Below are 15,918 nucleotides of genomic sequence, written 5' to 3'. Positions count from 1 at the left end.
CATAGCGGTAATCCAATAACAACAACGCTCACGGAGATAGACGATGACCTTTTCACTGCGCCGCCTCGTCCTCGCAACCGGTTGCCTGCTGTTGGCCGGCAACGCCCTCGCTGCAGAACCCAAACGCCCCGAATGCATCGCCCCCGCCTCACCCGGCGGAGGCTTCGACCTGACCTGCAAACTGGTGCAAAGCGCCCTGGTGCAGGAAAAGATCCTCAGCAAGCCCATGCGCGTCACCTACATGCCCGGCGGTGTCGGCGCGGTGGCCTACAACGCCGTGGTCGCCCAGCGCCCAGCCGACGCCGGCACTTTGGTGGCCTGGTCCAGCGGCTCGCTGCTGAACCTGGCCCAAGGCAAGTTCGGCCGCTTCGACGAAAACGCGGTGAAATGGTTGGCTGCTGTCGGCACCAGCTACGGTGCCATTGCGGTGAAAAGCGATTCGCCTTACAAAACCCTCGATGACCTGGTCGCGGCACTGAAGAAAGACCCAAGCAAGGTGGTGATCGGCTCGGGCGGTACGGTCGGCAGCCAGGACTGGATGCAGACTGCGCTCATCGCCAAGGCCGCCGGCATCAACCCGCGTGACCTGCGCTACGTGGCCCTGGAAGGCGGTGGCGAAATTGCCACGGCGCTGCTGGGCGGCCATATCCAGGTCGGCTCTACCGACATCTCCGACTCCATGCCGCACATCCAAAGCGGCAACATGCGCATCCTCGCGGTGTTCTCGGAAAACCGCCTGGACGAGCCGGAAATGAAAAACATCCCTACCGCCAAGGAGCAAGGCTACGACATCGTCTGGCCGGTGGTGCGCGGCTTCTACCTGGGGCCGAAAGTGAGCGACGAAGACTACGCCTGGTGGAAGGCTTCGTTCGACAAGATGCTGGCCTCGGAAGACTTCGCCCAGCTGCGTGATCAACGTGAGCTGTTCCCGTTCGCCATGACCGGTGAAGAGCTGGACGGCTATGTGAAAAAGCAAGTGGCCGACTACAAGGCACTGGCCAAGGAATTTGGCCTGATTCAGTAAGCCTGTCGGACTCACCACCACCCCTGTGGGAGCGGCCTAGTGTCGCGATGGGCCGCACAGCCGATGCAATGCTTCGGACACATCGCAGTGGCAGGTTTTGCGGCCGCTTCGCGCCCGATCGCGACGCAAGGCCGCTCCCACAGGATTTGCATCTCACTTGAGCAATCCCAACGAGGATTCCCCAATGATCCTGCAACGCATCTTCGCCCTGGCCCTGCTGGCGGTGTGCGCCGCCCTGGCCGTGATGGCCTGGCCCTACCAGGCAGCGTTTTCCTATGAACCGGTAGGCCCGCGCGCCTACCCGCTGCTGATGCTCGGCCTGATGAGCCTGGGCCTGCTGTATCTGGTGTTCCGCCCCACCCCCATCGTGCGCAAGGACGACGAGCCGGAGCTGGACCGCGAGACCCTGACCAAGATCGCCGCCTGCGTAGGCCTGCTGATCGTCTTCGCCGCCACCTTCGAGACCCTGGGCTTCATCCTCAGCGCCATCCTCGTTGGCCTGCCCATGGCCCGCCTGTATGGCGGCCGCTGGCTGTACAGCGCCATCGTGGTGGTCGGCATGAGCGTCTTCCTCTACTGGCTGTTCGACCGCGTGATGGATGTGCCCCTGCCCCTTGGCCTGCTGAGCGTACTGGAGAACTGACACATGGATACCTTGAGCTACCTGGGCCAGGGCTTCGGCGTTGCCCTGACCCCCTACAACCTGGTCACCGCCCTCTCCGGCACCCTGATCGGTACCGTGGTCGGCCTGTTGCCGGGCCTGGGGCCGATCAACGGCGTGGCCCTGCTGATCCCCATCGCCTTTGCCCTCGGCCTGCCGCCAGAGTCGGCACTGATCCTGCTGGCCGCGGTGTACCTGGGCTGTGAATACGGCGGGCGCATCAGCTCGATCCTGCTGAATATCCCGGGCGAAGCCTCGACCGTGATGACCACCCTCGACGGTTACCCGATGGCCCGCCAGGGCCTGGCCGGCGTGGCCCTGTCGCTGTCGGCCTGGAGTTCGTTCATCGGCGCCTTCATCGCCACCTGCGGCATGGTGCTATTCGCCCCGCTGCTGGCGAAATGGGCCATCGCCTTCGGCCCGGCGGAGTACTTCGTGCTGATGGTCTTCGCCATTGTCGCGCTTGGCGGCATGGCCGGTGACAAACCCCTGAAAACTTTCATTGCCGCACTGATCGGCCTGTTCCTGTCGGCGGTCGGTATCGACGCCAACAGCGGCGTGTACCGCTTCACCGGTGACAGCGTGCACCTGGCCGACGGTATTCAGTTCGTGGTCCTAGTGCTGGGTCTGTTCTCCATCAGCGAAATCCTCCTGCTGCTGGAAAAGACCCACCATGGCCACCAGGCGGTCAAGGCTACCGGCCGCATGCTGTTCAACTTCAAGGAAGCGGCCTCGGTGTTCGTGGTCAACATCCGTTGCGGCCTGCTCGGTTTCATCATGGGCGTGCTGCCGGGCGCCGGCGCGACGTTGGCCAGCGCCGTGGCCTACATGACCGAGAAGCGCCTGGCGGGTGAAAGCGGCAAGTTTGGCAAGGGCGATGCCCGTGGCCTGGCCGCGCCGGAAACCGCCATTGGTGCGTCCTGCTGTGGCGCCCTGGTACCGATGCTGACCCTGGGTGTACCAGGTTCCGGCACCACCGCCGTGATGATCGGCGCCCTGACCCTGTACAACATCACCCCCGGCCCACTGCTGTTCGAACAGCAGCCGGACATCGTCTGGGGCCTGATCGCCTCGCTGTTCATCGCCAACATCATGCTGGTGATCCTCAACATCCCGATGATCCGCATCTTTACCCGCATCCTCGCCGTGCCGAACTGGGCGCTGGTGCCGGTAATCGCCATCATCACCGCGATCGGCGTGTATGCCGTGCATGCCACCACCTTCGACCTGTTCCTGATGGTCGGTATCGGCATCATGGGTTACATCCTGCGCAAGCTGGACTTCCCGCTGTCGCCAATCCTGCTCGGCTTCATCCTCGGCGGGTTGATGGAGCAGAACCTGCGCCGGGCGCTGTCGATCTCCAACGGTGAACTGGGCATCCTCTGGTCGAGCCCGATCAGCATGGGCGTCTGGGCACTGGTCATGGTCATGTTCGCCCTGCCGCTGCTGCGCATCTGGCGCAAACGTAGCCAGCAGCGCCGGGCCCTGGCTGATGCCTGATCGTTCGTTGCCGTTGTTTGTCGCGACCGGGCTGGTCGGCCTTGCTGGCGGTTTTGCCGCCAGCAAGGTCGGCTGGCCTTTGCCGTGGATGGTCGGCTCATTGCTGGCGATCATCCTGGTGCGCTGCCTGACCCCCTGGCAGCTGTCGGAAATACCCAATGGCCGCAAGTGCGGACAGTGGATCATCGGTATCGGCATTGGCCTGCATTTCACGCCGGCGGTGATCGAGCAGGTGGCCAGTCATTTCGCGCTGATCTTTTTCGGCGCGTTGTTCACCACCCTGTCCAGTGTGATCAGCGTATGGTTGCTGCGGCGAACCGGCGAAGACCGCGCCACGGCGTTCTTCGCCAGCATGCCCGGCGGTTCGGGGGAGATGGTCAACCTTGGCGCGCGCAATGGTGCGGTGCTCAGCCAGGTCGCGGCAGCGCAGAGCTTGCGCGTGCTGGCTGTGGTGCTGTGCGTGCCTGCGCTGTTCAAGTTTTTGCTGGGTGACGGGGTGCCGCTGAACCACACCGGTAGCGTGAGCTGGGGTTGGTTGGCCTTGATTGCCCCGCTGGGCGTTGCCGTTGCGTTGCTCTGGCAGCGTTTGCGCCAGCCTAACCCGTGGCTGTTCGGGCCATTGCTGGTGGCGGCCACGGTCAGCCTGGCCGGTAACCTGCAGATCGCCCTGCCCAATGGCGCCAGCCAAATCGGCCAGTGGCTGATAGGCAGTGGCCTGGCCTGTCACTTCAACCGCGCGTTCTTCCGCCGCGCACCGTCGTTCCTCGGGCGCACCCTGGTGGCCACGGCATTGTGCATGGCGATTGCCGCCAGCGCCGCATGGGTGCTGAGCGTGATGACTGCGCTGGACTTGCGTTCGCTGACACTGGGGATGATGCCGGGTGGGATTGCCGAGATGAGCCTGACGGCGGAGACACTGCAGTTGTCGGTGCCTTTGGTGACGGCACTGCAGGTGATGCGCTTGCTGTTCGTGCTGTTTCTGGCGGAGCCTTTGTTCCGCTTGTGGAATGCGAACCCGCAATAATCACGTTGCCTTCTGTGCGGGCTTGCCCGCTCAGAAAGCAACGCGGTAGTTCAGGTGATCACAGCGGTGGCAATGCCCAGTTGATCGGCGCCATGCCCCGTTGTTCGAGGAAGCTGTTGGTCCGGCTGAAATGCCCACAGCCGAGGAACCCACGGTAAGCCGACAACGGCGAAGGATGCACCGACTTCAGCACCAGGTGCTTGGTCCCGTCGATCAGCTTCTGCTTGCTCTGCGCATGCGCGCCCCACAGCAGGAACACGACATTCGGGCACTGCTCGCTGACCACCTGAATGACGCGATCGGTGAAGAACTCCCACCCCTTCTTGGCATGCGATGCCGCATTGGCACGCTCCACGGTCATGGTGGTGTTGAGCAGCAGCACGCCCTGCTCAGCCCAGCTCTGCAGGTAGCCGTGGCTGGCAATCGGGATGTTCAGGTCGCGCTGCAGCTCTTTGTAGATATTGACCAGCGACGGTGGCGTGGCCACGCCCGGTTGCACCGAGAAGCACAAGCCATGTGCCTGGCCCGGCCCGTGGTAAGGGTCCTGACCGAGGATCACCACCTTCACCTGGTCCAGCGGCGTCGAGTTGAGCGCGTTGAAGATCAGCGGCCCTGGTGGGTAGATCTCCTTGCCGGCAGCATACTCACCCCGCAAGAACTCGCGCAGCTGATGCATGTAGGGTTGGTCGAATTCGCCGCGCAATGCGGCCTTCCAGCTGGGTTCGAGTTTGATGCGATCGTCGTCAGTCATGGGGCCTTCCGTAAACAATGGCGCGACACTAGGTAAGCCCTTCCCGCTTGTCAAACGATCCGACCGACGACCGGCATGATCGGCCAAGCCAGCCATACTTGAGCGATGACTTGCGAGAGGTAGTCCATGGCCATTCATTGCGAGGTACTTACCGGCGTCGATGGCGCCCGCATCGGCATTGCCACCCTGGATGCGCCCAAGGCGCTCAATGCCCTGAACCTGCCGATGATCGAAGTACTGGGCGAACAACTGCATGCCTGGGCCCGCGACCCGGGCGTCGTCTGCGTGCTGCTGCGCGGCAACGGTGCCAAAGCCTTTTGCGCGGGTGGCGATGTACGGGCGCTGGTGCAAGCCTGCCGCGACCACCCCGGCAGCGTGCCACCGCTGGCGGCCTCTTTCTTCGCCGCCGAATACCGCTTGGACTTTGCCCTGCACACCTACCCCAAACCATTGCTGTGCTGGGGCCATGGGCATGTGCTGGGCGGTGGCATGGGGCTGCTGCAGGGCGCCAATGTGCGTATCGTCACACCCAGTAGCCGCTTGGCCATGCCGGAAATCAGCATCGGCCTGTACCCGGACGTCGGTGCCAGCTGGTTCCTGGCCCGGCTGCCAGGCAAGCTGGGCTTGTTCCTCGGCCTGACCGGTGCGCCGATCAATGCGCGCGACGCCCTGGATCTGGGCCTGGCCGACCGTTTTTTGGGTGAGCACCAGCAGGAAGCCCTGATCGAGGAATTACTGCAACTTAACTGGCAAGAACAGACTGCCGTGCAACTGTACAGCCTGCTCAAGGCCGAGCAGCATCGAGCTTGCGCCGAGCTGCCAGAGGCCCAGTGGCTGCCGCGACGGCAGGAGATCGATCAGTTGCTCGACGTGCCCGATGCGGCCTCGGCCTGGTGTGCGCTGGAAAGGCTCAAGCAGCATGACGACCCCTTGCTGGCAACTGCCGGCCAACGCCTGCACGAAGGCTGCCCGCTGACGGCACACCTGGTGTGGGAGCAGATCCGCCGGGCGCGGTACCTGTCGTTGGCGCAAGTGTTCCAGATGGAATACCGCATGAGCCTGAATTGTTGCCGCCACCCTGAATTCAGCGAAGGCGTGCGCGCCCGCCTGCTGGACAAGGACAACCAGCCGCGCTGGCACTGGCCGGATGTGGCGCAGGTGCCGGCAGCGGTGGTCGAGGCGCATTTTGCCAAGGCGTGGGAGGGGCGGCACCCGTTGGCAGACCTGGCATAGCCTTGTGTCGCGACAGGGGCGCTAGGCGCCCCCGCTTCGATTTACCTACCGCTGCCAGTTTCCTCCCCGGCCCTGCCCCCGCTGACCCTCCCAGCGCCCGCCGTCATTTCTCTGCCCATTGGAGTGCCAGTCGCCATGCTGGTAACGCTGGCTGTTATTGCGATAGTCATGGCGATCGCGGTCCTGACCGTAGTCTTGCCGCTGGCGGTTGCCATAGTCATAACGCGGGTTACCGTGCCACTGGTTCATCCCTGGCTGCGGATGCGGTCGATAATAAGGCGCCGGTGCCGTCCGATAGTAATAACGTGGTGCCGGCTGGTAGTAGTAGCGCGGCTGTGGCGTCACGTAGTAGCGGTCGTAGCGGTAATACCCCGGCGCTACATAGCGATCGGTGGAGTAGTAGTCCGAACGGTAATAGCCCCCGCTCTCGTAATAAGGGGCGCAGGCAGAAGTCATCAGCCCCAGCAGGGCGATCAACAGAATTCGATAGGACATGGCGGCCTCCTGGACCGCTGGAGTGCCCGAACAGCGGCGCTGGCGAGCGTCGATGCGAAATGCGTTCATCGACACTGAATAAGACAGTGGCGCCAAGGTGCAGTGCCATTTCTGCAACAATTTGATACAGGTGCAATACCCCTGAAAAACTTGCAGTCATTTGCCGGTCATCTCACTAGAATGGGCGGCTGGGCACACATCACGGGAAGATCATGCCATTACGTTCCGCTCTGTTCTCGCAGCGCTCGCTGATCTTTACCCTGTTGCTGCTGCTTGCCTGCGGCTTCCTCGCCACTTCACTGCTCAGCTACTTCGCCTCGCGCAGCGCCATCCGCGACGGCATCGTCAATACCGAATTGCCACTGACCTCCGACACGGTCTACTCGGAAATCCAGAAAGACCTGATTCGCCCGGTGCTGATTGCCTCGATGATGGCCCAGGACACCTTCCTGCGCGACTGGGTGCTGTCCGGCGAGCAGGATACCGGGCGCATGACCCGCTACCTGGGCGAAGTCATGGGCAAGCAGGACACCTTCACCTCATTTTTCGTGTCCGACCGCACGCTGACCTATTACCAGGCCAAGGGCGTACTCAAACATGTCGAGCCGGGCACCTGGCGCGATGCCTGGTATTTCCGCCTGCGTGACCTCAAGGCCCCCTATGAGATCAATGTCGACCTGGACATGGCCAACCACGACAGCTTGACCGTGTTCATCAACTACCAGGTGCATGACTACCAACAGCGCTTCATCGGCGCCGCAGGCGTAGGGCTGAGCGTATCGTCGGTGGTCAAGCTGATCGACCAGTATCAACGCCGCTACCAGCGGGCGGTGCTGTTCACCGATGCCAAAGGCAAGGTGCTGCTGACCGGCTCCGAAGGTGGCCCGCATGGCTTGCGGGTCGGCCAGTCACTGCGCGACAACCCCGAACTGAATGACGTGCTGGCCGAGCAGCGAGTGCCAGGCGAAGGCAGCCACGAGTACCGTGACAGCGAAACCCAAAGCCACTTTCTCAACGTGCGCCACCTGCCCGAACTGGACTGGTACCTGCTGGTGGACAAACGCGAAACCGGCGCCCTCGACCGCATTCGTCACTCCCTGTACCTGAACCTGGCGATCTGCGCCATGATCACCTTGGTGGTGCTGGCGCTGGTGCATGCCATGGTCCGCCGCCACCAGGCCAGCACCGAAGCCTTGGCTACCCTCGACAGCCTCACCGGCCTGCCCAACCGGCGCAGCTTCGACCTGCTCGCCGCCCAGGCACTGCACGAAGCCCAGCGCGACAGTGGCCCGCTGGTGGCCTTGCTGATCGACCTGGACCACTTCAAGGCACTGAACGACACCCACGGCCACCTGGCAGGCGACGAAGTGCTGCGCCAATTCGCCAATGTGCTGCAAGGCAGCCTGCGCCAGTCGGATATACTGTGCCGCTGGGGCGGTGAGGAATTCATCGTACTGCTGCGTGAAGCCGAAGGCCGGCAGGCGGTCGAGGTGGCGGAAAAGATCCGCCGGCGCACCGAACAACTGACCTTCAGCTACGACGACCAGCCGTTGCGCCTGACTACCAGCATCGGGCTGAGCAGCCTGCAACCGGAGGATACCCTGCACGCCCTGCTGACCCGCGCCGACCGTGCGCTTTATCGTGCCAAGCAGGCAGGCCGCAACCGTGTCTGCAGTGATGCCAACCATGAATGACAGTCAACACTGCCCCGCTTGCGGCGCTCTCAACCAATGTGCCCTGGCCGACCCGCGCCGCGCCACACAGGCCTGCTGGTGTTACAGCGTGAGCATCGACCCGGCCGTGATCCAGGCCCTGCCTGACGCATTGCGCAACAAGGCTTGCCTGTGCCCGCGCTGCGCCGCTGTCGAAGACCAGCTCCGCTCACCCGCTGACCACTGACTGTTTCCATGCGCCTTGACCGTTTTCTCGCCAACCTGCCCAGCCACAACCGCCAGCAAGCCCGACTGATGCTGGCGCAACGCCGCGTGCGGGTGGACGGCCAGATTGTCAGCGACCCACTGGCCGAAGTGCGTGAATTCAGCCGCGTGGAGCTGGACGAGCAACTGCTGCAGGCCGGCCGCCCGGCCCGCTACCTGATGCTGCACAAGCCCACTGGCTGCGTCAGCGCCACCCAAGACCCACAGCACCCGACCGTGCTCGACCTGCTGCCCGCAGCGTTGCGGGATGACCTGCACATAGCCGGGCGCCTGGACTTCAACACCACCGGCCTGATGATCCTGACCAACGATGGCCAGTGGTCAAGGCGCCTGACCCAGCCTGCCACCAAGCTGCCCAAGCATTACCTGGTGGACACCGAGGACGAAATTGGCGAGCACTATGTGGCCAGGTTTCGCGAGGGGTTCTATTTCGCCTTCGAAAACCTCACCACCCAACCTGCCCAGCTGGACATCCTCGGCCCGCGCCAGGCCCGGCTGGCGATCGTCGAAGGGCGTTATCACCAGGTCAAGCGCATGTTCGGGCACTTCAACAACAAGGTGGTGGGGTTGCACCGGGAAAGCATGGGGGCAATCTGTCTGGACCCTGGTTTGGCGCCCGGGGAGTTTCGTGAACTGACGGCTGATGAAATAGCCACTGTCTAGACTGCCTGTTCTGGCCTCTTCGCGGGTAAACCCGCTCCCACAGGAGGTCCACTGTCATTGGGTACAGTGCAATACCTGTGGGAGCGGGTTTACCCGCGAAGAGGCCGGAACAGACGGCGCGGAGTCGTCATACGACCGCTCAGCGACAAAAGTCACATTTCTCCCCGAACGGCACTTGCGCGATCCACGACCCACTGCTTGAATCCAAATCGTCAGTCTGCATGTGACTACCAAGTCACGCCCGCAGTCGAAGACACCTTTTTGCCGGCCACCCAAGGCCTCGATGCCTTGGGGCACGGCGAATTGCCCGCCAAAAACAATACCGTCGACGCACGTGCCAAGGATCGACACAGGGCCCCCGGTTTCTCTTCAGGCAAATGCCTACCTGTCATAAAGAACGTGCACCCTAGGTGACGCGAATACCCTTTTTGCGCCAGGAGTCGATGACATGAGGCCAGAAATCGCTGTACTTGATATCCAAGGTCAGTATCGGGTTTACACGGAGTTCTATCGCGCGGATGCGGCCGAGAATACGATCATCCTGATCAACGGCTCGCTGGCCACCACGGCCTCGTTCGCCCAAACGGTACGTAACCTGCACCCGCAGTTCAACGTAGTACTGTTCGACCAGCCGTATGCCGGCAAGTCCAAACCACACAACCGTCAGGAACGGCTGATCAGCAAGGAGACCGAGGCGCATATCCTCCTGGAGCTGATCGAGCACTTCCAGGCCGACCACGTGATGTCCTTCTCGTGGGGAGGTGCAAGTACGCTGCTGGCGCTGGCGCACCAGCCGCGGTACGTGAAGAAGGCCGTGGTGAGTTCGTTCTCGCCCGTGATCAACGAGCCGATGCGCGACTACCTGGACCGTGGCTGCCAGTACCTGGCCGCTTGCGACCGCTATCAGGTCGGCAACCTGGTCAACGACACCATCGGCAAGCACCTGCCGTCACTGTTCAAGCGCTTCAACTACCGCCACGTCAGTAGCCTGGACAGCCACGAGTACGCGCAGATGCACTTCCACATCAACCAGGTGCTGCATCACGACCTGGAACGTGCACTGGATGGCGCGCGCAATATCAACATCCCGGTACTGTTCATCAACGGCGAACGCGACGAATACACCACGGTGGAAGATGCACGGCAGTTCAGCAAACACGTGGGCAGAAGCCAGTTCAGCGTGATCCGCGATGCGGGCCACTTCCTGGATATGGAGAACAAGGTCGCCTGCGAGGATACCCGCAGTGTGATGCTGGGGTTCCTCAAGCCAGCCGTGCGTGAACCCCGTCAACGTTACCAGCCTGTTCAACAGGGGCAGCATGCATTGGCCATCTGAGCAGCTCGGCGTCCTGTAGCTGACACCCGCAAGCCATGGGGCGCCGACAAGCTTTTTTATAACTTGGGCTTCTAATTCGTTGAGGGTTCTGGTAAAAAGTCGAGCTCAGATGCGGGTATAGTTTAGTGGCAAAACGAAAGCTTCCCAAGCTTTAGTTGAGGGTTCGATTCCCTCTACCCGCTCCACATCGCATTCCCGCATGGCGTTCCAGCAACGTCATCGCAGTCAAAAGGAGCCTTGGCTCCTTTTTTCGTTTCTCCCCCTCTGCTTTGATCTGGCCCATGGCCATTTACCCGCCGATCCGCTTCAATGCGCAGCGGGCGTATGCGCGTGCAAGCGAAACGGCTTTTGGCGGATATGCTCAATGGATTCGTGAAACATTTCGAAAGGACAACGCATGTTTCTCTCCCGCTGGTTACCAGGCCTTGCCAACCTGCTGCACTACCGTCGCGAATGGTTCCACGCCGACATGCAAGCTGGCCTGTCGGTAGCCGCGATCCAGATCCCCATTGCCATCGCCTACGCACAGATCGTCGGCCTGCCACCGCAATATGGCCTTTACGCCTGTGTGCTGCCGATGATGGTCTACGCGCTGATCGGCAGCTCACGCCAATTGATGGTCGGCCCCGACGCCGCTACCTGCGCGATGATTGCCGGCGCCGTGGCGCCGCTGGCCATGGGCGACCCGCAGCGGATTGCCGAGCTGTCAGTTATCGTCACGGTGCTGGTCGGGGTGATGTTGATCGCCGCAGGCTTGGCGCGGGCCGGTTTCATCGCCAGCTTCTTCTCGCGGCCAATCCTGATCGGCTACCTCAACGGTATCGGCCTCAGCCTGATCGCCGGCCAGTTGTCCAAGGTAGTGGGGTTCAAGATCGAGGGCGACGGCTTCATCCTCAGCCTGATCAACTTCTTCCAGCGCCTGGGCGAAATCCACTGGGTAACATTGATCATCGGCCTGGCCGCCCTGGGCTTGCTGATCTGGCTACCACGTCGCTACCCGCGCCTGCCTGCAGCCCTCACGGTGGTGGCGCTGTTCATGCTGCTGGTCGGCCTGTTCGGCCTTGACCGCCTTGGCGTTGCCATCCTCGGTCCGGTGCCTGCCGGCATCCCGAAACTGGCCTGGCCGCACAGCAACCTGGCGGAAATGAAGAGCCTGCTGCGCGATGCCTTGGGTATCGCAACCGTCAGTTTCTGCAGCGCCATGCTCACTGCACGCAGCTTTGCCGCCCGGCATGGCTATGCGATCAATGCCAACCACGAATTCGTCGCCCTGGGTGTGAGTAACCTGGCGGCCGGTATTTCCCAGGGCTTTGCCATCAGCGGCGCCGACTCGCGCACGGCGGTCAACGACATGGTCGGTGGCAAAAGCCAGCTGGTGGGCATCATCGCTGCACTGGTGATTGCCCTGATCCTGCTGTTCTTCACCGCGCCCATGGCGTGGATCCCGCAAGCGGCGCTGGGCGCCGTGCTGCTGATGGCCGGCTGGGGGCTGATCGACATCAAGTCGCTGGGGCGTATCCGACGCCTAAGCCGCTTCGAGTTCTGGCTGTGCCTGCTGACCACGGCGGGAGTGCTGGGCCTGGGCGTGCTGCCCGGCATCGTGTTTGCCGTGACCCTGGCGATCCTGCGCCTGCTCTACAGCATCTATCAGCCCACCGATGCCGTGCTGGGTTGGCTGCCGGGCACCGAAGGCCAGGTCGACATCCGCAAATTCAAGGACGCGCGCACCGTGCCTGGCCTGGTGGTGTACCGCTTCGACGACGCCATCCTGTTCTTCAACGCCGACTACTTCAAGATGCGCCTGCTAGAAGCCGTGCAAAGCCAAAACCAGCCAAAGGCCGTGCTGTTCGATGCCGAAGCCGTCACCAGCATCGATGTCAGCGGCATCGCCGCCCTGCGCGAAGTGCGCGACACCTTGGCCGCCCAGGGCATTTTCTTCGCCATCGCGCGCGCGCGGGGTACCTTCCTGCGCATGCTGGTGCGCTCGGGGATGGCGCGGGAGATGGAAGACAAACTGCTGTTCGGCTCGGTGCGGGCAGGCATTCGGGCGTATCGGGTTTGGCGCAACAGAAATCGAAGTGTGCAAACAGCTGAACAGCGCTGACGGGAACTGGACAGCGGCTCTCGAGAACCTCGCTCGACATGCTAAAGTCGCCCCGTTCCCCGCTCCACCCAACGGACCCCAGCATGCCTGCACTCGACGCCACCCTCACCTCCTGGCCAGCACTCGCCGCCCGCCACCCCTGCGACGCCCTGCTGCTGGGCAACGGCGCCAGCCGCGCAGTGTGGAAACCGTTCGGCTACTTCTCGCTGTTCGAGGAAGCGCAACGCGCCGGCCGCAAGAAAGGCCTGGCGGTCAGCGACCAGGCATTGTTCAAATCCTTGGGCACGGAGCTGTTCGAGCCCGTACTCAGCACCCTCAACATCACAGTACGCGCCAACGCCGCACTGGCCATCAACTCCACCGCGCCGCTGAACCGCTACTACTCGATCAAGGAAGCGCTGATCCACGCCGTGCGTACCGTGCACCTGCCCTGGCCACTGATGCCTGCCACCACCCTGGCCGCGCTCAACCAGGCCCTGCGCGGCTACCGCTGCGTCTACACCAGCAACTACGACCTGCTGCTGCCGTGGGCCGTGCAACACGCCCCGCAGGGCTTCGCCGAACTGTTCGACGAGCAAGGCTACTTCGACGTGCGCCGCACCCGCAGCGAAGGCACCCGCGTGCTGCACCTGCATGGCGGCCTGCACCTGCTCAAGCTGCCCGACGGCACCACCCGCCAACGCAGCGCCGAAAGCGCCGAGCTGCTCGATGGGTTTGCCGTGAACATCCCAGGTGAAGTACCGCTGTTCGTCAACGAAGACCGCAGCGACGAGAAACTGCGTGCCATCCGCCACTCGGACTACCTGAGCTGGTGCCTGGGGCAGCTGGCACGGGAAAGCCAGGGGCTATGCCTGTTCGGGCAGCATCTGGACAGCAGTGACCAGCACCTGCTCGACGCCATTCGCCTGGCTCGGCCGAAGCAGCTTTCGATTGCTATCCGGCCGTTGAGCGAGGCTTCGGTGATCAACCAGAAGCAGCATTTCGTGGATCGGTTCGCCGACTTGGTGGGTACCACGCTGCACTTCTTTGATGCCAGTACGCATCCGCTGGGGCAGGCGACATTGGCGATCGAGCCACCCTCTGCTCGACGCTGACACGTCCTCCACAGACCTGCAGGTGGGTGGCCGTCAGAGCAACCCATCCGCCCGCAACAACGTCTCCAGGCAATGCTCCTGCACCCCGTAGAACGCCTTGAGCTGGGCGATCTTCTCCAGCAGCGCGCCGTTGTCCACCGCCTGCCGCCGCTTCACCGCAAGAATCATCTTGTTCTTGTTGGTGTGCTCCAGCGAGATGAACTCGAACACCTTGGTTTCATAGCCGCAGGCTTCCAGGTACAGCGCGCGCAGGCTGTCGGTGAGCATTTCGGCCTGCTGGCCCAAGTGCAGGCCGTACTGCAGCATCGGTTGCAGCAACCCTGGGCTGTGCAGTTGCGGACGGATCTGTTTGTGGCAGCACGGCGAACACATGATGATCGCAGCGTTGCAGCGGATGCCGGTGTGAATGGCGTAGTCGGTGGCGATGTCGCAGGCATGCAGGGCGATCATCACCTCAATGGCCGCAGGCACTACGCTGCGCACGTCACCGCACTGGAACTCCAGCCCTGGGTGCTCAAGGCGCGAGGCGGCGGCGTTGCACAGGTCGACCATGTCCTGGCGCAACTCCACGCCAGTCACCTGTGCATCGCGGCCCAGGCTGTTGCGCAGGTAGTCATGCATGGCGAAGGTCAGGTAACCCTTGCCCGAACCGAAGTCGGCGACCCGCAGCGCCTGCTGCGCCGGCACCGGCGCGCTGGCCAGGGCGTGGTCGAAGACCTCGATGAACTTGTTGATCTGCTTCCACTTGCGCGACATGGACGGGATCAATGCGCCTTGTGCGTCGGTCACGCCAAGGTCGCGCAGGAACGGCCGCGACAGCTCCAGGTAGCGCTTTTTCTCGCGGTCGTGGCCGCTACCTGCGACGGCCTCGCGCGGTGCTTGTGCACCGTGACGCTGAAGCATCGGTTTGCCCTTCTTGCTGAATGTCAGCTGCACTTCGCCGTCAGCGTCGAACAGGTGGGCATTGCGAAAGCTGTCCGGCAGCAGCTCGGCGATCAGCACCTGGGCCTGCTCCAGCGGCAGGTTGCGGGTGATGTCGCGTGTCTGGTGGCGGTAGACCAGCGACAGGCATGGCTGGCCCTTGACCTGCAGCGGCTTGGCAATGATCCGTTGCAAGGTCTGGTCGGCACCGACATGGCGCGCCAGCACCAGCTTGACCAGGGTGTTGCCGTGCAAGGCGGCGTTCAGCAGGTCGAGAAACTGGGTGCGCGCATCTGGCGCACAGGGGGCGGAAGTACTGGCGGACATGGAGAAACGGTGCCTCGAATAGCGGGAAGCGCATTCTACACCCTATGCTGCCGGCTTCCGACTCAATCGAGAATCACCAGGCGGTTGGGCAACTCGTTACGGGCATGGGTTGGCGGCACGTGCTCGCTCAATAACTCGCCGCAGGCCTCGATGCACTCGACAAAGCCCTGCAAGGTCCGGCCCTGGCGCACCTGCTCGGCAAAGCGGGCCACGATGGCCGCGCGGGCGGTGGTATCCAGGTAATGCTCGATACCACGGTCGACCAAAATCTCCACATGCCGCTCCGCTTCGCTGACAAAGATCAGCACGCCCGTGGCGCCTGCAGTGCGCTGCAGGTTCTGCTCGCGAAACTGCTGCCGGGCCAGGCGCGAGGCACGCCAGCGGCGCAGGCCCCGAGGGATCAGCCAGCCGGCCAGGCGTGGGTTGCGCAGCAGCAGGCACAGGCCAACGAACAGCAACACATTGGCCACCAGCAAGCCTCGCACGCCAGGCCAGCCCAGCAGCCAGTGCAACAGCCCAGGCACGGCCAGCGCCAGTACGGCGGCCCAGAACAAAGGCCAATAGGCGTAGTCGTCGGCACGGCGGGCCAGCACCGTCACCAGTTCGGCATCGGTACGCCGTTCGGCACGGGCAATGGCTTCGGCAATCTGCCGCTGATGGTATTCATCGAAAGGGGTCATGCCGTCGGTCTCTTGAGCGTTCTTATAGTTGTTGTCCCGGCATTCGGGGCTTCATCCGCTAGCGACATATTCAGGCATAATCCGCCGCTGGAAGAAATGCCTGCAAATCGTACAACAATAGCCGCCTGAAAACTTCGGTCGCGCACGTATCACCGTGGATACGGCAAA

General features: G+C 62.9%; 15 protein-coding genes and 1 tRNA gene. 12 read left to right on the top strand and 4 right to left on the bottom strand.

Translation table 11 applies throughout. The annotated features are described in order from the left end of the window. Positions 1-43: 43 nt before the first annotated feature. The 4 genes from APH35_RS00640 to APH35_RS00625 all read left to right on the top strand — a co-directional run bounded on the left by APH35_RS00640 (position 44) and on the right by APH35_RS00625 (position 4,209). Positions 44-1,024, top strand: a complete 981-nt coding sequence (locus APH35_RS00640) for a Bug family tripartite tricarboxylate transporter substrate binding protein (RefSeq protein WP_012273943.1) — start codon at positions 44-46, stop codon at positions 1,022-1,024. A 184-nt stretch (positions 1,025-1,208) separates the two neighbouring features. Then, complete coding sequence (locus APH35_RS00635) at positions 1,209-1,667, top strand: tripartite tricarboxylate transporter TctB family protein (protein WP_012273944.1); 459 nt, start codon at positions 1,209-1,211, stop codon at positions 1,665-1,667. Positions 1,668-1,670: 3 nt separating this feature from the next. After that, positions 1,671-3,185 (top strand): tripartite tricarboxylate transporter permease, encoded by a 1,515-nt coding sequence (locus APH35_RS00630; RefSeq protein WP_012273945.1) that lies wholly within the window; start codon positions 1,671-1,673, stop codon positions 3,183-3,185. Continuing rightward, the gene (locus APH35_RS00625) at positions 3,178-4,209 is read left to right on the top strand and encodes an AbrB family transcriptional regulator (protein WP_012273946.1); all 1,032 of its coding nucleotides are present in this window, start codon (positions 3,178-3,180) and stop codon (positions 4,207-4,209) included. The genes APH35_RS00630 and APH35_RS00625 overlap by 8 nt, the downstream gene beginning before the upstream one ends. A gap of 58 nt (positions 4,210-4,267) precedes the next feature. On the opposite strand, the gene ung is transcribed toward APH35_RS00625, so the two are convergent. Beyond that, positions 4,268-4,960 carry a uracil-DNA glycosylase gene (gene ung, locus APH35_RS00620; RefSeq protein ID WP_012273947.1) on the bottom strand — a complete coding sequence of 231 codons (693 nt, stop codon included), beginning with the start codon at positions 4,958-4,960 and terminating at the stop codon, positions 4,268-4,270. Positions 4,961-5,086: 126 nt separating this feature from the next. Between ung and APH35_RS00615 the strand changes: the two genes are divergently transcribed. Then, positions 5,087-6,193, top strand: a complete 1,107-nt coding sequence (locus APH35_RS00615; RefSeq protein ID WP_012273948.1) for an enoyl-CoA hydratase/isomerase family protein — start codon at positions 5,087-5,089, stop codon at positions 6,191-6,193. Between the two features lie 45 nt (positions 6,194-6,238). Here APH35_RS00615 and APH35_RS00610 read toward each other — a convergent pair whose 3' ends face one another. After that, entirely contained in the window at positions 6,239-6,688 is a 450-nt protein-coding gene (locus APH35_RS00610; protein WP_012273949.1) for a hypothetical protein, read from the bottom strand. A gap of 212 nt (positions 6,689-6,900) precedes the next feature. Here APH35_RS00610 and APH35_RS00605 point away from each other — a divergent pair, with 212 nt between their 5' ends. The 7 genes from APH35_RS00605 (at position 6,901) to APH35_RS00575 (ending at position 13,822) form a co-directional block, all read left to right on the top strand. Beyond that, positions 6,901-8,382: a sensor domain-containing diguanylate cyclase gene (locus tag APH35_RS00605; RefSeq protein WP_060514033.1), complete on the top strand. Its 1,482-nt coding sequence runs from the start codon at positions 6,901-6,903 to the stop codon at positions 8,380-8,382. Further along, a complete protein-coding gene (locus APH35_RS00600) occupies positions 8,375-8,587 on the top strand; it encodes a cysteine-rich CWC family protein (protein ID WP_060514032.1) in 213 nt (70 codons plus the stop codon). The genes APH35_RS00605 and APH35_RS00600 overlap by 8 nt, the downstream gene beginning before the upstream one ends. Positions 8,588-8,595: 8 nt before the next feature. Further along, a complete protein-coding gene (locus APH35_RS00595) occupies positions 8,596-9,288 on the top strand; it encodes a pseudouridine synthase (RefSeq protein ID WP_060514031.1) in 693 nt (230 codons plus the stop codon). A 448-nt stretch (positions 9,289-9,736) separates the two neighbouring features. Continuing rightward, positions 9,737-10,624 (top strand): (R)-3-hydroxydecanoyl-ACP:CoA transacylase, encoded by an 888-nt coding sequence (gene phaG, locus APH35_RS00590; protein ID WP_012273953.1) that lies wholly within the window; start codon positions 9,737-9,739, stop codon positions 10,622-10,624. A 111-nt stretch (positions 10,625-10,735) separates the two neighbouring features. Further along, positions 10,736-10,809 (top strand) — tRNA-Gly (locus tag APH35_RS00585). A gap of 212 nt (positions 10,810-11,021) precedes the next feature. After that, positions 11,022-12,728, top strand: coding sequence for a SulP family inorganic anion transporter (locus tag APH35_RS00580; protein ID WP_060494229.1), 1,707 nt, complete (start codon positions 11,022-11,024; stop codon positions 12,726-12,728). A gap of 83 nt (positions 12,729-12,811) precedes the next feature. Further along, a complete protein-coding gene (locus APH35_RS00575; RefSeq protein WP_060514030.1) occupies positions 12,812-13,822 on the top strand; it encodes a DUF4917 family protein in 1,011 nt (336 codons plus the stop codon). Positions 13,823-13,855: 33 nt separating this feature from the next. Here the strand turns inward: APH35_RS00575 and APH35_RS00570 are convergent, their stop codons facing one another. Both APH35_RS00570 and APH35_RS00565 read right to left on the bottom strand, forming a co-directional pair. Beyond that, on the bottom strand, positions 13,856-15,070 hold the full coding sequence (locus APH35_RS00570) for a class I SAM-dependent methyltransferase (protein ID WP_060494231.1): 1,215 nt from the start codon (positions 15,068-15,070) through the stop codon (positions 13,856-13,858). A 62-nt stretch (positions 15,071-15,132) separates the two neighbouring features. Then, positions 15,133-15,750 (bottom strand): TPM domain-containing protein, encoded by a 618-nt coding sequence (locus APH35_RS00565; protein WP_012273957.1) that lies wholly within the window; start codon positions 15,748-15,750, stop codon positions 15,133-15,135. Positions 15,751-15,918: the final 168 nt, after the last annotated feature.

Source organism: Pseudomonas sp. NBRC 111132, assembly GCF_001320565.1.
GTDB classification, from domain to species: Bacteria; Pseudomonadota; Gammaproteobacteria; order Pseudomonadales; family Pseudomonadaceae; genus Aquipseudomonas; species Aquipseudomonas putida_P.
This window is presented reverse-complemented; position numbering and strand designations above follow the sequence as displayed.

What these genes read in the sequence shown, in the direction of transcription:
- APH35_RS00640 (WP_012273943.1), top strand. Translation starts at nt 44, where the DNA reads ATGACCTTTTCACTGCGCCGCCTCGTCCTCGCAACCGGTTGCCTGCTG.
- APH35_RS00635 (WP_012273944.1), top strand. Translation starts at nt 1,209, where the DNA reads ATGATCCTGCAACGCATCTTCGCCCTGGCCCTGCTGGCGGTGTGCGCC.
- APH35_RS00630 (WP_012273945.1), top strand. Translation starts at nt 1,671, where the DNA reads ATGGATACCTTGAGCTACCTGGGCCAGGGCTTCGGCGTTGCCCTGACC.
- APH35_RS00625 (WP_012273946.1), top strand. Translation starts at nt 3,178, where the DNA reads ATGCCTGATCGTTCGTTGCCGTTGTTTGTCGCGACCGGGCTGGTCGGC.
- ung (WP_012273947.1), bottom strand. Translation starts at nt 4,960, where the DNA reads ATGACTGACGACGATCGCATCAAACTCGAACCCAGCTGGAAGGCCGCA.
- APH35_RS00615 (WP_012273948.1), top strand. Translation starts at nt 5,087, where the DNA reads ATGGCCATTCATTGCGAGGTACTTACCGGCGTCGATGGCGCCCGCATC.
- APH35_RS00610 (WP_012273949.1), bottom strand. Translation starts at nt 6,688, where the DNA reads ATGTCCTATCGAATTCTGTTGATCGCCCTGCTGGGGCTGATGACTTCT.
- APH35_RS00605 (WP_060514033.1), top strand. Translation starts at nt 6,901, where the DNA reads ATGCCATTACGTTCCGCTCTGTTCTCGCAGCGCTCGCTGATCTTTACC.
- APH35_RS00600 (WP_060514032.1), top strand. Translation starts at nt 8,375, where the DNA reads ATGAATGACAGTCAACACTGCCCCGCTTGCGGCGCTCTCAACCAATGT.
- APH35_RS00595 (WP_060514031.1), top strand. Translation starts at nt 8,596, where the DNA reads ATGCGCCTTGACCGTTTTCTCGCCAACCTGCCCAGCCACAACCGCCAG.
- phaG (WP_012273953.1), top strand. Translation starts at nt 9,737, where the DNA reads ATGAGGCCAGAAATCGCTGTACTTGATATCCAAGGTCAGTATCGGGTT.
- APH35_RS00580 (WP_060494229.1), top strand. Translation starts at nt 11,022, where the DNA reads ATGTTTCTCTCCCGCTGGTTACCAGGCCTTGCCAACCTGCTGCACTAC.
- APH35_RS00575 (WP_060514030.1), top strand. Translation starts at nt 12,812, where the DNA reads ATGCCTGCACTCGACGCCACCCTCACCTCCTGGCCAGCACTCGCCGCC.
- APH35_RS00570 (WP_060494231.1), bottom strand. Translation starts at nt 15,070, where the DNA reads ATGTCCGCCAGTACTTCCGCCCCCTGTGCGCCAGATGCGCGCACCCAG.
- APH35_RS00565 (WP_012273957.1), bottom strand. Translation starts at nt 15,750, where the DNA reads ATGACCCCTTTCGATGAATACCATCAGCGGCAGATTGCCGAAGCCATT.